The 14,061-nt window shown below is 71.1% G+C and carries 19 protein-coding genes; 5 read left to right on the forward strand and 14 right to left on the reverse strand.

The features are described from left to right. The first annotated feature begins 57 nt into the window (after nt 1–57). Nucleotides 58–180, forward strand: coding sequence for a hypothetical protein (locus D8I30_RS14900; protein ID WP_276118713.1), 123 nt, complete (start codon nt 58–60; stop codon nt 178–180). Nucleotides 181–188: 8 nt separating this feature from the next. On the opposite strand, the gene D8I30_RS00450 is transcribed toward D8I30_RS14900, so the two are convergent. From D8I30_RS00450 to D8I30_RS14905, 8 genes are all read right to left on the reverse strand, one after another. Continuing rightward, nucleotides 189–1,016 carry a flagellin gene (locus tag D8I30_RS00450; RefSeq protein WP_121480977.1) on the reverse strand — a complete coding sequence of 276 codons (828 nt, stop codon included), beginning with the start codon at nt 1,014–1,016 and terminating at the stop codon, nt 189–191. A 133-nt stretch (nt 1,017–1,149) separates the two neighbouring features. Beyond that, the gene (locus tag D8I30_RS00455) at nt 1,150–1,431 is read right to left on the reverse strand and encodes a flagellar protein FlaG (RefSeq protein WP_121480978.1); all 282 of its coding nucleotides are present in this window, start codon (nt 1,429–1,431) and stop codon (nt 1,150–1,152) included. Nucleotides 1,432–1,521: 90 nt separating this feature from the next. Then, on the reverse strand, nt 1,522–2,298 hold the full coding sequence (locus tag D8I30_RS00460) for a flagellin (protein WP_121480979.1): 777 nt from the start codon (nt 2,296–2,298) through the stop codon (nt 1,522–1,524). Nucleotides 2,299–2,744: 446 nt separating this feature from the next. Beyond that, nucleotides 2,745–3,167, reverse strand: coding sequence for a hypothetical protein (locus tag D8I30_RS00470; protein WP_121480980.1), 423 nt, complete (start codon nt 3,165–3,167; stop codon nt 2,745–2,747). Next, nucleotides 3,164–3,547 carry a M15 family metallopeptidase gene (locus D8I30_RS00475; RefSeq protein WP_121480981.1) on the reverse strand — a complete coding sequence of 128 codons (384 nt, stop codon included), beginning with the start codon at nt 3,545–3,547 and terminating at the stop codon, nt 3,164–3,166. The genes D8I30_RS00470 and D8I30_RS00475 overlap by 4 nt, the downstream gene beginning before the upstream one ends. After that, a complete protein-coding gene (locus tag D8I30_RS00480) occupies nt 3,544–3,825 on the reverse strand; it encodes a hypothetical protein (protein WP_240387267.1) in 282 nt (93 codons plus the stop codon). Before D8I30_RS00480 ends, D8I30_RS00475 begins: the two co-directional genes overlap by 4 nt. Beyond that, nucleotides 3,825–4,010: a hypothetical protein gene (locus tag D8I30_RS00485; RefSeq protein WP_121483327.1), complete on the reverse strand. Its 186-nt coding sequence runs from the start codon at nt 4,008–4,010 to the stop codon at nt 3,825–3,827. Before D8I30_RS00485 ends, D8I30_RS00480 begins: the two co-directional genes overlap by 1 nt. A 5-nt stretch (nt 4,011–4,015) precedes the next feature. Continuing rightward, on the reverse strand, nt 4,016–5,503 hold the full coding sequence (locus D8I30_RS14905; RefSeq protein ID WP_121480983.1) for a DUF2793 domain-containing protein: 1,488 nt from the start codon (nt 5,501–5,503) through the stop codon (nt 4,016–4,018). A gap of 214 nt (nt 5,504–5,717) precedes the next feature. On the opposite strand from D8I30_RS14905, the gene D8I30_RS00495 reads away from it, so the two are divergent. Continuing rightward, entirely contained in the window at nt 5,718–6,665 is a 948-nt protein-coding gene (locus tag D8I30_RS00495) for an endonuclease/exonuclease/phosphatase family protein (protein ID WP_121480984.1), read from the forward strand. Here the strand turns inward: D8I30_RS00495 and D8I30_RS14910 are convergent. From D8I30_RS14910 to D8I30_RS00525, 6 genes are all read right to left on the reverse strand, one after another. Further along, on the reverse strand, nt 6,646–7,854 hold the full coding sequence (locus tag D8I30_RS14910; protein ID WP_121480985.1) for a CCA tRNA nucleotidyltransferase: 1,209 nt from the start codon (nt 7,852–7,854) through the stop codon (nt 6,646–6,648). The genes D8I30_RS00495 and D8I30_RS14910 overlap by 20 nt on opposite strands. Continuing rightward, nucleotides 7,851–8,525, reverse strand: a complete 675-nt coding sequence (locus D8I30_RS00505; RefSeq protein ID WP_121480986.1) for a CoA pyrophosphatase — start codon at nt 8,523–8,525, stop codon at nt 7,851–7,853. Before D8I30_RS00505 ends, D8I30_RS14910 begins: the two co-directional genes overlap by 4 nt. Next, nucleotides 8,522–9,097, reverse strand: coding sequence for a DUF1285 domain-containing protein (locus tag D8I30_RS00510; protein ID WP_205570730.1), 576 nt, complete (start codon nt 9,095–9,097; stop codon nt 8,522–8,524). Before D8I30_RS00510 ends, D8I30_RS00505 begins: the two co-directional genes overlap by 4 nt. A gap of 54 nt (nt 9,098–9,151) precedes the next feature. Further along, a complete protein-coding gene (locus tag D8I30_RS00515) occupies nt 9,152–9,661 on the reverse strand; it encodes a GNAT family N-acetyltransferase (protein ID WP_121480987.1) in 510 nt (169 codons plus the stop codon). 67 nt (nt 9,662–9,728) lie between these two features. Further along, complete coding sequence (locus tag D8I30_RS00520) at nt 9,729–10,502, reverse strand: enoyl-CoA hydratase-related protein (RefSeq protein ID WP_121480988.1); 774 nt, start codon at nt 10,500–10,502, stop codon at nt 9,729–9,731. Next, complete coding sequence (locus D8I30_RS00525) at nt 10,499–11,539, reverse strand: MBL fold metallo-hydrolase (RefSeq protein ID WP_121480989.1); 1,041 nt, start codon at nt 11,537–11,539, stop codon at nt 10,499–10,501. Before D8I30_RS00525 ends, D8I30_RS00520 begins: the two co-directional genes overlap by 4 nt. A gap of 145 nt (nt 11,540–11,684) precedes the next feature. Between D8I30_RS00525 and D8I30_RS00530 the strand changes: the two genes are divergently transcribed. From D8I30_RS00530 to D8I30_RS00540, 3 genes are all read left to right on the forward strand, one after another. Next, nucleotides 11,685–12,620 (forward strand): hypothetical protein, encoded by a 936-nt coding sequence (locus tag D8I30_RS00530; RefSeq protein WP_121480990.1) that lies wholly within the window; start codon nt 11,685–11,687, stop codon nt 12,618–12,620. 107 nt (nt 12,621–12,727) lie between these two features. Continuing rightward, complete coding sequence (locus tag D8I30_RS00535; protein ID WP_121480991.1) at nt 12,728–13,513, forward strand: exodeoxyribonuclease III; 786 nt, start codon at nt 12,728–12,730, stop codon at nt 13,511–13,513. A 3-nt stretch (nt 13,514–13,516) separates the two neighbouring features. After that, nucleotides 13,517–14,059, forward strand: a complete 543-nt coding sequence (locus tag D8I30_RS00540) for a hypothetical protein (RefSeq protein WP_121480992.1) — start codon at nt 13,517–13,519, stop codon at nt 14,057–14,059. Nucleotides 14,060–14,061: the final 2 nt, after the last annotated feature.

Here is a 14,061-nt window from a genome sequence, read left to right on the forward strand (position 1 = left end):
GGAACCGTCGCTGTTCGCCGCCGTTCCCGCCTCGCTACAGCCGAGGTGAGATCGCCCATGTCACGCGTGCGCTGGATGTTGATGAGGCTGATGAGCCTCTACGGCCTGTTCCCCCGACCGGCGCGTCGTCGACCGCCGCCGCTGTCGCTGGGGCACGGTCCGTCCCGCCGCCTCGGCTAGGAGCCCCCTCAGCCCTTGAACAGGGACAGGATGATCTGCGGTGCCTGGTTGGCGATCGACAGGGCCTGGGCGCCCAACTGCTGCTGGACCTGCAAGGCCTGCAACCGCGCGCTTTCCCGCGCCATGTCCGCATCCACCAGATTGCCGATGCCGGTCTCCAGCGAGTCCATCAGCTTGCCGACGAAGATGGTGTGCTTTTCGATCTGCTTGGCCTGAGCGCCGAGTTCGGCCAGACGGCTGTTTGCCGTAGTCAGCGCCGTTTCAACCGCCGCCAGGGCCGTGTCAGCGTTGGTCTGGCTCGTCAGATCCAAGCCGCCATCGAGCGCCAGGCCGACCAAGGTCAGATTCTGCCGGTTCATCGAGATCGTTTCGGACGCATCGGCGTTGGCGAGGAAGTCGAGCACTGCCGCCGAACTTCCATCAAGAATGTTTTCGCCGTCAAAGGACGCATTCTTGGCGAAGGACTCCAGCGACAACAGCAGCGACTGGAACTCATCGTCGAACGCCTTGCGCGTCGCTGCCGAAGCGGACGGATCCGCCGCCGCCGTCGCCTTCTGACGGATTTCCACCAGAATGTCAGAGATCTGCTGCCCCGCAGCCAGAGCCACGTCGGCGACCGAGGTCGCGCGATTCAGGCTGGTCTTGACCGATTCCAGCGCGCTCATGTCCGAACGCTGGTTCTGGGCGATGGCCCAGGTGGCGGCGTTGTCCTTGGCGCCCTGAACCTTCAGGCCCGTATTCACTCGTCCCTGAGTCGCCGCCAGCTTCTGTGTGGTGGCGTTCAGGTTCTGAAGCGCGATCAGCGCCGGCGCATTCGTGATTACGCTGTTGGTCATGGCAGTTCTCGCCCCAGATTCGATTCTGGCGAGCAGTAATGACGCTGATTCCTGATCGTATGGTTAACGGCGCGGAAAGGCCTGAGCCGCCGTCCGGTCAACCGGCGGCTCCAGGCGACAAAGCTACGTTCGACTAAGCCTTGGTGGCGATGAGCTCGCCGACGTCATAGGCGGGGCTTTCCCGCATCTTGAGCACTTCTTCACGCGGCAGTTGGCGAATGACCTCGCCGGTCACGCGATCAAGGGTCTTGTAAACGAAGCCCGAGGCTTCCTTCTCGATCGTCAGGCGATAGCGCCCGGCGTCGATGGTGTCGTCCTGCGTCGCGCGCGCGGCCTGCTGGACATCGTAGCCGGCGGCGTGGGCGTCGGGATTGATGAAGGTTACGCTGGACAGTCCTGCGACATTATCAGCCATTTCCTTATTGCGCGGCCTGGCCGCGCCTCCCGTCATGACGCGGGATCAGGGGCGGACCTGACGATCCGCCCCCTTTCAACCGTGTCGTGTTTAGCGGAACAGACCCAGCAACATCGAGCTGGACTGGTTCGCGATCGACAGCGCCTGCACGCCCAGCTGCTGCTTGGTCTGCAGAGCCGTCAGGCGAGCGCTTTCCTTGGCCAGGTCGGCGTCCACCAGGTTGCCGATGCCGGTTTCCATGGCGTCTTGCAGCTTGGTGTTGAACGTCAGCTGACGATCCAACGTCTTCGACTGCGTGCCCAGCTCTTGCATCACCGTGGCCAAGCCGTCGATGGCCGCCTGGACATCATCGGCGGTCGAAGCCGAAGTCAGAGCCGGATCCGCATAGGCGACGCCCAGGTCGACCGTGCTGGCGCTATCCAGGCCGGTCCGAACGCCGCCCGTGCTGACGGCGAAAGCGTTGACGTCGTCGAACTTTGCTGCGCCGTGCGCGGCGGTGATTTCCGCGGCCAGCGCCGTCATATCCGTCTCATAGGCCGTAGTATCTTCGCCGGCGGCCGTGCCGGCTTCGATGGCGACGGCCAGAGCCTTCATTTCGCTCAGAGCCGCCATGATCGTGTCGCCGGCGGCCAGGCCGACGTCCACCACCGAGCGGCCGCGCTGGATCGAGTTCTGGACGGCGTCCAGCGCCCCCATGTCGGCGCGCAGCGTCTGAGCAACGGCCCAGATGGCGCCGTTGTCCTTGGCCGAAGAAACCTTCTGGCCGGTGTTGACGCGGTTCTGGGTGGTTTCGAGCGCCTTGTTGGTGGCGTTCAGGTTTTGCAGCGCAATTTGAGCGCCATAGTTCGTGTTGATGCTGTTAGCCATTTTGGCTGTCCTTTGTCTTCGACGATGTCCGACGCCATTTTGGCTGCCGGGAGCATTCTGCTCGGTCGACCCCGTCGCAAGGAGCGGGCCAAGGCAGGCCGCCAGGGACCAAATCTCAGGTCATTGAATTTGCTGCGTTAGGTTTTGGAAACCATGTCGCGCCACCCGGCACTTTCTGCCGCTGGGCGGCAAGGGCGGCAGAAAGTGCCGAGCGGGTCGGCAGGATTTGCCCTCCCCCATCGTGGGGAAGGGCTTTGGCGGTTCAGGCGGCGGTGCGCGCCCAGGCGTCGATCAGGGCGCGTTCGGCGGCCAGGGTCTCGACCGCCAGACGCCGCGCGGCGTCGCAGGCGACCAACTGTCCGCCGCGCCGCGCATAGGCCGCCTCCAGATCGGCCGCCGTAGCCCCTTCCGGAAGAACCGCCAGATCGCACGGCCTGGCCGCGGCCTCAGGCAGGATCAGCCGGGGCGGCGCAACCGGCGACGGCGGGCGCGAGGCGGCACAGCTCGCGGTCATGATCATGCAGGCGCTGAGCGCGAGCAGGGTCCAGGGGCGTATCGGCGTCATCGGCGGTCCTCGCTCGGGTTTCGGCCGTGGCGGTCGCCCGTTCCACGGCCTGGGCATGACGGTGAAAGGCGTCGAGGCCTTCGATCTGGCGGCCGCGCGCTGCGGCCTCCAGCGCGCGGGCGGAGGTCTCGGCCTCGGCTCGCTCGGCCCGGCGCTGGGCGGTTTCGAGCCGGCGCGCCTGGAGGTGCAGCGGGTCCCAGCGCAGGCCCAGCCCCCGCCCGGCGATCAGAAGCAGCAGCAGCGCCGCGCCGACCACCGCCAGCCAGCCCAGCGGCGTCAGCACCCGGAAGTAACGGCCGCTCATGGGTAGATCCTCCGATCCAGTTCGAAGTGCGGCCCGTCGCGCAGGCGCGGCCAGTCGCCGCCCCAGACCAGGGCCACGTCCGAGGCCGCAGCCGCCGCCTTGAAGGCCTCGGCGATGCGAGGATAGAGCGGCCAGTCCCAGCGCACCCCGCCGTCGACCCAGGCCGCCACGTCGACAGCATGGCCGGTCAGATGGCGCGAGTTCAGGGTTCGGCTGGCCCCCGCGCGGACCAACTCCGTCTGACGCGCCGGCGTGCGCAGGCCCTCGGTGATCATGAAGTCCACCGGCGTCAGGCGGATCGCCGTCTCGACCACGGCGATCAGATCGGGATGGACGCCCTTCAGCCGGTCGCGCGAGCGTTGCGACAGGCGAAAGCTCATGACCGCCCGCCCGCGCGCAAGCGCATCAGGTTGAGAACCTGCTGGGCGCTGGGCGCCACCAGATACAGCAGCAGCATCAAGGCGATCAGCCCCATCAGCCCCTCGGCGATGCGCGGCAGATCGGACGCCGCCGCCCGCGTCACCGCCAGGCGCAGCAGCAGCCACAGCGCCAGGCTGGCCGCATAGACGTAGAGACGCCGCCACAGCCAGCGGCCTTCAGCCAATTCTGCGGGGGCCGGGGCCGGTTCCACGGCCGGCTTGTCGAGATGATCTGACATCATTGCTCATCTTCTGGATCATGTGGACGGACGGGACCGCGCCAGTCGCTGCCCAGGTGGTCGAAACAGTCGTCGGACGAGAGGCGCTCGGGCGCGGCCCAGGTCTCCTCGTCCAGCAGGGCCTCCAGCTCGTCCAAGGCGGGCAGGAGCTCGGTCTCGATGAGGCGGTGCAGGCGCCGGGTCATGGCCATCACCCGATCGCCGTCAGCCAGACGACGCCCGGCGCGCCCGCGCCTCCGGCCCCGGGCGAGGTCAGGCCCGCGCCGCCGCCTCCGCCTCCGGCGCCATGGAGGCCGCCCGCGCCGCCCGCATGGCCCGCGCCCGAGGCGTTGGCCCCGCCGCCCGAGCCGCCGCCGCCCGCCCAGTGCAGGCTCGGCTGCGGCGCCGCCTGTCCCGCCGCGCCCGTCGAGGCGCCGCCGACGGCCCCCGCCGCCCGCACGCCCAGGAGCGCGCCGTCCCCGCCCGATCCGCCCGCCTGAGCCTGATTGGCTGCGCTGAGACCGCCGCCCGCGCCGCCGCCGCCCGGTCCGTCGGGTCGCGACAAGGCCTGCCCCGCGGCGCCCGCCGCCGAGATCGAGGACGCCCCGCCCGCGTTGGAGGACGGCAGACCTCCGCCACCGGCGCCGCCCGCGCCTGAGGCGGCCGAGCCGCCCGCCCCGCCTCGGCCGCCCTCGCCGGTCAGCAGGGTCGAAGCGCCGGTCTTGATCAGGCTGGCCTCGCCCGGGCTTCCGGCCGCGCCGGAGCTGCTTCCGCCCGCCCCGCCGCCGCCGACCGTGACCGCCAGCCCGGCGGACAGGGCATCGGCCGGCCACAGGGCGGTCATGACGCCGCCCGCGCCGCCGCCCCCGCCGCCGTGCCGGGCCGAGCCCGAGGCGCCGGACAGGCCGGCCCCGCCGCCCCCGCCGCCGCCGAGACAGACCGCCTCGACCCAGCGCGCCCAGGCGGGCGGGCTCCAGCTGCCGTTGGCGCTCAGGATCGTGGTCTCGCGCCGCGTCGCGCCCTGGGCGAACCAGGCCCGGCCGGTGTTGCGGTCGGCCATCAGCACCTCGCGCCAGTTCCCGCCGTCGGAGCTGACCTTGAGCCGCAGGTCGTCGTCGCCGACCAGGCCCAGTTCGGCCCGCCCGCCCCAGCCGCTCTGGAACAGCAGGGACAGGACGTCGCCCGCCGTCTGCTTGTTGAAGGTGAAGCGCAGGTCGCCGTCGCCGCCGCTCTCGCTTTCCAGCGCGGTCCACAGCGCCTTATTGGCCCGCACGGCGACGACGTTGACGGCGTCGGCCGTGGTGTTCACGCCCAGGCGGGTGATCTGCTGGATTTCCTCGGGCAGGCCGAACGACAGGGGCGACCAGGCGCCGCCGCGCCGGACCAGGATCTCCTCGCTGTCCAGCACCGCCGCCAACAGGCCGTCAGGCGCGGGGACCGGGGTCCAGCCGCCGCGTTCGTGGCGCATCAGTTCGCCCGCCGCGCGGCCCGACCAGTCCGCGCCGCTCGCGCCCTCCGGCAGGATGTAGAGGGCCCCCTCGGCCGGATCGGCGGGCTGGTCCGGGGTGGCGCGGCTGACCACGGCCGTCTGGATCAGAGCGTCCAGCCGTGTCAGGGCCTCGTTCAGGGTCACGTGTTTCTGCAGCTGTCCGGCCGCCAGATAGGGCAGGCCCAGCCGCGCGCTGACGTCGTCGTTCATGGCGGTCTCCAAGGTTGAGACCGCAGTCTGCTCAGGCCCCGAACCCCGGCGCGCCGATGCGGCCCGGCGCCCGCCAATGCCGGGAATCTACAGGGATTGGCCCGCCCTGACGCGCTATCGCGAGGCCTCGGGCGCGCGCATGGGCCGCGCTCGACAGGACGGGCGGCGGCGCGCTAACCGATGCCCCTCCCCCTTCTTTCGCCAAGACGGACGCATGACCCCGACCCAGGCCCTGATGCGCGCGGCGGCCCTGGCCCTGCTGGCGCCGCCCGCCCTCGTCGCCGTCGCGGCGCTGAGCCACGTCGGCCACCGCCTGCCCGACCTGCTGACCCAATTCACGGCGCCCGCCCTGATCGCCGCCGTGGTGCTGTGCGGCGTCTTCCTGCTGGGCCGCCTGTGGGGCATGGCGGCGCTGGGCGCGGGCGTGGCGGGGCTTCTGCTGCTGGCGGCCTGGCCCCAGTGGACTCCCGAGCGGGGCCGCGCCGTCGGGCCGGAGAGCCTCACCGTCTATTCCGCCAACTTGTGGGCGCGGAATGCGGATGTGGACGCCATCGCCCGCTCCATCGAACAGGCCGACGCCGACGTGGTCATGCTGATCGAACTGGGCGACGCCCCAGCCGCGCGGCTGGACACGATCCTGGCCGCCTATCCCCACCGCGTCAGCACCCCGCGCCGGGACCGGACCAGCGGGGCGGCGCGCTCGGTGATCGCCTCGCGCCGCCCGCTGAAACGGCTGCGCGACGCCGAGGGCCAGGGGCTGGCCGTTCTGGTCGCCGAGGCCGAGACGTCATTGGGGCCGATCAACCTCGTCGCCGTCCACCTGACCCGGCCCTGGCCCTTCCAGCACCCTTACGGCCAGATCAGCCAGGCCCGGCGCCTGGCCGGGCTGCGCGCCGGACTGGACGGGCCGGTCGTCGTCGCCGGGGACTTCAACAGCGTGTCCAGCGGGCGCATCGGCCGTCAGATCCAGGCCGAGACCGGCCTGATCCCCGCCCCCGCCTGGCCGGGCACCTGGCCGTCAGCCCTTCCGTCCTTCCTCGGCATCGCCATCGACCACGTCTGGCGCTCGCCCGACCTGGCCCTAGTCGAGCGGCGGCTGGGCGCGAAGACGGGGTCGGACCACCGGCCGGTGATCGTGCGCCTCAAGCGGGCGGAGCCATAAGCGCCTTCAGCCGCGCCTCGTGGCCGTGGTCGGGGAAGTCGTCGGCGATCCAGCCTTCCTCGAAGGCCTTGAGCAGCCGTCCCGTCTCCGGCCCCGGCTTGAGGCCCAGCCGCGCCAGGTCGCGCCCGCCGACCGGCATCCGGGGCGGGGTCCAGTCCGCCGCCAGGGCCAGCAGGCATCGAACGGCCTCTCCCTCCGCCCCCGCCGCCCAGGCGCGATGCAGCCGGTCCTCGACGGCCTGACGCCCGGCGCGCCAGACGGCGGCGCGCGCCTCGGCGTCGCTCATCGCCGGATCGGCCTCGACGGCGACGGCGGCGACCAGCCGGTCCCTCTGAGCGTTCGACAGCCGCAGCCGCAGCGCCGCCGCCCCCACGGCCTCGCCGTCGTCGGGCAGCAGGGCCGACAGGCGCAGCAGGGGATCATCGGTGACTTCCACCATGGCCTCGAACAGGCCGAGGCCTACCGGCGGTGGCAGGACGCGGCCCAGCACGCCCGCCTGATCCATCAACCGCACCGCCGGGCGCGGGTCGGGCGCGGCCAGCAGCTTGAGCAGTTCCTTGGACACCCGCTCGGCCGACAGCCGCTCCACGCCCTCGGCCAGGGCGGCGCAGGCCGCGACCGCCGCCGCATCGGGCGCGCCGCGCCCGTACCAGGCGTAGAAGCGGTAGAAGCGCAAGATGCGCAGATAGTCCTCGGCGATGCGCTGCTCCGGGTCGCCGACGAAGACGATCCGGCCGGCCTGGGCGTCGTCATAGCCCGCGCCCGTGGGGTCCAGGATCACCCCGTCGGCGTCGGCGTAGAGGGCGTTCAGGCGGAAGTCCCGCCGCGCCGCGTCCTCGGCCCAGTCGTCGGTGAAGGCGACCGTGGCGCGTCGCCCGTCGGTCGAGACATCGCGCCGCAAGGTGGTGATCTCGAACGGCTGGCGCTCGGCGATGGCGGTCACCGTGCCGTGCTCGATGCCGGTCGGCACGCTTTTCAGACCCGCGGCCTTGAGGGCCTTCACCACCGCTTCGGGTTGAAGGGTGGTGGCGATGTCCACGTCGTCGATAGGCGCGCCCAGCACGGCGTTGCGCACGCAGCCGCCGACGAAGCGGGCGCAGCCCGGCCCGCCCGCCGCCGCCAGGGCCGCCATCACCGCCTGGGTGGCGCCGGCCGTCAGCCAGGCCTGGTCCTGCAGGACGCGGCTCATTCCGCGCACTCGATCGCGTCGGCCTGGGCGGCCTCCAGGGGGGCGGCCTCCTCGCCGTACAGCCGTGCGAACAGGCCCTTGAGGATGCCCGCCGTCGCCCCCCAGATGTAGCGCTCGCGATAGGGCATGGCCCAGAACCAGCGGCGCGGTCCGGTGTCGGGGTCGTAGTAGTCGCGGCGATGGTTGACCGGGTCCATCAGGAAGTTCCACGGGGCCTCGAACACCTCGGCCACCTCGGCGGGCGACGGCGTGACCTGCGGCGGCGCCGCCAGCCAGCCGACCACCGGCGTCACCAGGAAGCCCGTGACCGTCTCATAGGGATCGCCCAGCCCCAGGGGCTCGACCACGGCGGGATCCAAGGCGATCTCCTCCCAGGCTTCGCGCAGGGCGGCGTCGAGGGCGGTCTCGCCGGGATCCAGGCGGCCGCCGGCGAAGGCGATTTGGCCCGTGTGGCTGGCCAGGCTGTCCGAGCGGCGGGTCAGCAGGACGCTCGGCCCCTCCGCGCGGGCGATCACCGGCACCAGCACCGCCGCCGGGCGCAGTTCGCGCGCCGGTCGGCTGTGGCCGGGGTTCAGGTCGTAGTCCGAGCGCCCCGCCGTGCGCCCCGGCGACCAGGCGGAGACCGGGTCCAGCCGCGCCTCCAGACGCGCCTTCAGGCTGCTGCAGGTCACAGGCCCGCTCCTTGCGGCCCAAGCGGAAAGGCCAGGCCGCCGGAACGCACGACCAGCCGCCCGTCCTGCTCCACCGCCCGCTCGACCAGTTCATAGAAGACCGGGCGCGTGATCCGCGCCCACAGGTCGCCGCGCACATGGACGCGCGGCGCGGGCTCGCCCGTGGCCGGGTCCGTGTCGACCACCAGGGCGTGGTCCGGCCCGGCGCCCGCCTCGTCGCCCTGATCCGTGGTGAAGACCAGGGCGTCGCCCGCCTCGCGCACGGCGACAGCGCGGAACGGCAGGTCCTCGACCGCGATCTTCAGCTTCTCGACCGGCGTGACCAGGTGATAGCCGTCGGGGTCCTTGCGCAGCACGGTCGAGAACAGCCGCACCAGTTCGGCCCGGCCGATGGGCGAGCCTTCGTGCATCCACACGCCGTCGGCGCAGATCACGATGTCGATCTCGCCGCAATGGGCGGGGTTCCACAGGTGAACCGGGGGCAGGCCCCGTCCCGGCGCCTGGCGCGCGGCTTCGGCCACGCTTTTCAGGCCGCCCTCAGACTGGCCCGACGATGTCGGTTTGTTCGGCATAAGCAAACTATGGGGCGCGCCGCGTCCCAAAGGAAGGTCGGGCCGAAGCCGTCGTCAGGCGGGACGCACCGCGCCGACCGGCGCCGCCTCGGTGATCGGCAGCCACATGACCCGGCGCTGATCCACCGGCCCCGGCAGCACGGCCTGGGGCGCCGGCAGGAAGCCGAAGCGCGAGAAATAGGGCGGATCGCCGACGAGCAGGATTCCGTCCAGCTGCTGCGCCCTGGCCTCGGCGATGCAGGCCCGCACCAGATGCCCGCCCAGGCCGGTGCTGCGGCTGGACTTGTCCACGGCGATGGGGCCCAGGAAGACCGAGCGCGCCTCGCCCGTGAGGATGGACCACAGGCGGACCGAACCGATCAGGCGCCCGTCTTCATGCAGGCAGAAGCCCGCCGCCAGGGACGCCCGTTCACGCAGCCGCTCGGCCGTCTTGGCGAAGCGGCCGGGACCGAAGGCGGCCATGACCAGGGCGTCGACGGCGGCCGCGTCCTGCGGCGTCTCGCGCGTGATCGCCCCGGCGGGTTGCGGGTCATCTGGAGGGACGGAGGCGGGCGCGGCGTTCATGCGCGGCCCGTAGTCCCCCGCGCCCCTCGAATCAATCGCGTTCTGGCGAAATCGCGTTCTGGCGAAATCAGCCCAGTTTGGAGAAGTCGGGCACCCGCTTCTGGGTGAAGGCCATGAACGCCTCCATCGCCTCGGGGCTGCGCATCTGCGAGCCGAAGGCCTCGGCCTCGCGCTGCATCACCGCCCACAGCACCTCGGCGTCGCGCATCAGGGCCTTGGTCTTGCGGATGGAGTTGGGCGCGCGCGCCGCCAGCCTGGCCGCCAGATCGGCCGCCGTCGCCTCGACCTGATCGGCCGGAACCGCGCGGTTGGCCAGCCCCCAGGCCAGGGCGGTGCGGCCGTCGATCGCCTCGCCCAGGGCGAACAGCTCGAACGCCCGCCGATGACCGATAGTGGCCGCCAGCAGCAGGGAGGACGCCGCCTCGGGCGCCAGGGCCAGGTTGACGAAGGGCACGGACAGAAGGGCGTCCTCGGCCACCACCACCATGTCGCAATGCAGCAGCAGGGTCAGGCCGATGCCCACGGCCCGGCCGCGCACCGCCGCCACCGCCGGCTTGTCCAGATCGGCCAGGGCCTTGAGGAAGCGGAACACGCCCATCTGGACCAGGTCGCCCGTCGTCTGGCCGATGGCGATGAAGTCGGCGATATCGTTGCCCGCCGAGAAGGCGTCGCCCTCGCTGCGGAACAGGATGACGCGCACGGCGTCGTGGGTCCGCGCCCGCTCCGTCGCATCGGCCAGGGCCGAATACATGGCCTGGGTGATGGCGTTCTTCTTGTCCGCCCGGTCGAAGACGACCGTCAGGACGCCGCCGTCCAGATGGGTCCGAATATGCTCGCTCATGCGCCTGTCTCCCAAAGGCTCCACCAGTCCACGCCGTCCCCGTCCCGCGCGCGGCGGACCCGTCCCTGGCGTTCCAGATAGTTGAGGTGCGCCAGCGCCTCGCCGGTCGCCATGCCCAGCACGGCGTCCCCGACCGGGCGGGCGAACAGGGCGCCGAAAACGTCGACGGCGCGACACGGCGTCCGCAGCGTCTTTTCCAGCCGTTTCAGCGCCACCTCATGGCCGCGCAGCAGGGCCTCCAGCCGCGTCGTCACGCCGTAGAAGGGCTCGCCATGCGACGGCAGCACCAGCAGATCGCCCGGCAGGCGCGCCTTCAAATCCTCCAGCGAACGCAGCCAGTCGCCCAGGGGATCGGCGTCCGGCTCGGTCGGCCAGATGGAAACGTTCGAGGAGATGCGCGGCAGGATCTGGTCGCCGGCGATGAAGACGCCGTCCGTCTCGCGCCACAGGCAGACATGCTCGGGGCTGTGGCCTTCGCCGACCACCACCCGCCAGGCCTCGCCCCCGAGAGTCAGGACATCGTTCTCGGCAAGCCGCCGATACTCGCGCGGGAAGGCCTCCACCGCGCGGCCGAAACCGCCGTAGCCGCTGCGCCAACGGCCGATCTGTTCATCCGTCCAACCGGCGGCGCGGTAGAAGGCCTCGGCCCCCGCCGGCGGCCCCAGGGCCTCGTCAGCGAGCAGAATCCGCGTCGTGACGAACTCCAGCCGCGACATCAGCATGGGCGCGCCGAAGCGCTCCGCCAGCCAGCCGGCCAGGCCCACGTGGTCCGGGTGCATGTGGGTGCAGATCACCTGCGTCACCGGGCGGCCGCCCAAGGGACCGGCCAGGGCCGCCTCCCACCCCGCCTTGGCCGCCGCGGTCGACAGGCCCGTGTCGATGAGGGCCCAGCCCTCGCCGTCCTCGACCGCATAGACGTTGATGTGGTTCAGCGCCAAGGGCAGCGGCAGACGCAGCCACAGCACGCCGGGCGCGACGGACACGGCCTCGCCGACCGAGGGAACGGCCCTGAACGGATAGGTCAGTCCGCGTTCCACGCGGCTCCCTGCGAAAGCATCACCGTCGGCCAAGTCCGTCTCCAATTGCAACTATCGTTGTAAGGAGGTTTTCGGGCCACGTCCATTCTTGACCCGGGACGTCGCGGCCTTCAGGGATGTTCAACCTGTTCAAAGGAGCGCCTTCGTGTCTCGTAATGCTCGCACCCTCGTCGCCCTGACCGCGGCGGTCCTCATCTCGGGCTTGACCTCGCCCGCTTTCGCCCAACAAGCGCCTCAAGACTCGGAGCACCCGCAGGTCACCGAGGCCCAAAACCGCACCGCGCGCAACCGCCAACGCCAGTCCCGCCAGGCTCAGCCCAAGCCGCCCAGCGCCGAAGAGATTCAAGCGGCCGCCCAGGGCGTCCTGACCGCGACCAACACCAACTGCAGCATCACCGAAGCCAAGCTTCTGGGCCAATCGGCCGCCAAGGAGTCGCTGTACGAAGTCTCGTGCGCGTCCGGCCCCGGCTATCTGCTGCTGACCTCCACCCCGCCGCAGGCGACCGACTGCCTGGTGCTGGCCGCCTCGGCCCAGCAGGTGCGCGCTCGTGACCCGGAGGCCGACGTCGGCTCCCAGTGCACCCTGCCCGCCAATGACAACGCCATGGCCGTGTTCACCGCCTTCGCCAAGGAAGCCGGCCTCGCCTGCACGGTGGATCAGGGCGCCATCATCGGCAGCAAGCCGGGCGGCGCCGTGGTCTATGAAATCGGCTGCGCCGGCGTCGACGGCGCCCAGATCAACAAGGCCGCCGGCGGCTGGGAGATCGCCTCCTGCCTCGAACTGGCCTCGGCCAACGCGACCTGCCGCTTCACCACGCCCCAGGAACAGGCCGCCACCCTGAAGCGCTGGCTGGCCGGCTCGGAAGCTGCCGGCTGCGACGTGGCTCAGGCCCGCTACATGGGCAAGAACGCCAACGGCGCCTTCTATGAGGTCGCCTGCCAGGGCGCCGAGGGCTTCATCACCCGCCTGAATGCCGAACACGCCGTGCAGCAGATCTACCCCTGCGCCACCGCCCAGCAGATCGGCGGCGGCTGCAAGCTGACCGCGGCCGCTCCGGCCGCGACCGAGCCGAACAGCTGATCCTCGGCCCAGGCTGACCTTCAGACGCCGTCGGAGCGATCCGGCGGCGTCTTTGTTTTGCGCGGCCCTCTTCCCGTTCGGCGCGGCTCACCTTAGCCTTGCGTCCCATGCGCATCGCCACCTGGAACGTGAACTCGGTCAACGCCCGCCTGCCCACGGTGCTGGAGTGGATTCAGGCCGCCAACCCCGACGTCGCCTGCTTCCAGGAAATCAAATGCCTGGACGAGAAGTTCCCGCGCGAGGCGTTCGAGGACCTCGGCTACAACGTCGAGACCTACGGCCAGAAGAGCTACAACGGCGTCGCCCTGCTCTCGAAATATCCGCTGTCGGACGTGCGGCGCGGCCTGCCCGGCGATGATGGGGACGAACAGGCCCGCTATCTCGAGGCCCTGATCGAGGCGCCCCGCCCGATCCGCGTCGCCTCCATCTACCTGCCCAACGGCAACCCGATCGGCACCGAGAAGTTCGCCTACAAGCTGGCCTGGTTCCAGCGGCTGCACAACCACGCGCGCGAGCTGCTGGCGCTGGAGGAGCCGCTGGCCCTGTGCGGCGACTACAACGTCATCCCCGAGGCCGAGGACGCCAAGAACCCCGCCGCCTGGGCCGACGACGCCCTGTTTCAGGTCGAGAGCCGCGAGGCCTTCCGCGCCCTGAAATGGCTGGGCCTGGCCGATTCCCATGAACTGGGCAGCGAGCCCGCCGGCACCTTCACCTTCTGGGACTATCAGGCGGGGGCCTGGCGGCGGGACCACGGCATCCGCATCGACTTCGCCCTGCTGTCGCCCCAGGCGGCCGACCGCTTCCGGGCCATCGAGACGCACCGCGAGGCCCGCGACATGGACAAGCCCAGCGATCACGTCCCGGTCGTGGTCGAGCTGGATCTGGGGGCCTGATCCATGGGGGAGACGTTCAGGGCCATTCTGCTGATCGCCCTGATCGCCGCCTTCCTGACCACCGGCGCCCTGTTGCTGTCCTGGTGGATGGAGTCGGAGCGGCGGCTGCGGCGAGCGATGAAGAAGGCGCTGGGCGCGCCCGCCGACACCCTGGCCCTGTCCGCGTCCGAGGGCCGGGCGGCGGGTCTGGACCTCGACGGCGGTCAGTTGGCCGTTCTGTGGAACCGCGGCGGCCTGGGCCTGATCTATGCCTTCGAGGAGGTGCTGGGCGGCGAGATCATCGTCGACGGCCATGTGATCGCCCGCGTCCTGCGCGGCCAGTTGCGCAAGGAGATCGACCTGGACGCCCCCGACGCGGAACTGGTGGTGCTAAGGCTGATGTTCAGCGACCCGCACAACCCCGAATTCGAGGTCGCCCTGTGGAACGGGTCGCGCACGGCGCCCGCTTCCGAGGTCGAGACGGCGACCGGCACGCGGTCCCCCGGCGAAGGCCTGCGTCTGGGGCGCCGCTGGTTGTCGCATGTCGAAGCCTTGATGCAACGCTGATC

Source organism: Brevundimonas naejangsanensis (assembly GCF_003627995.1).
GTDB lineage: Bacteria > Pseudomonadota > Alphaproteobacteria > Caulobacterales > Caulobacteraceae > Brevundimonas > Brevundimonas naejangsanensis_B.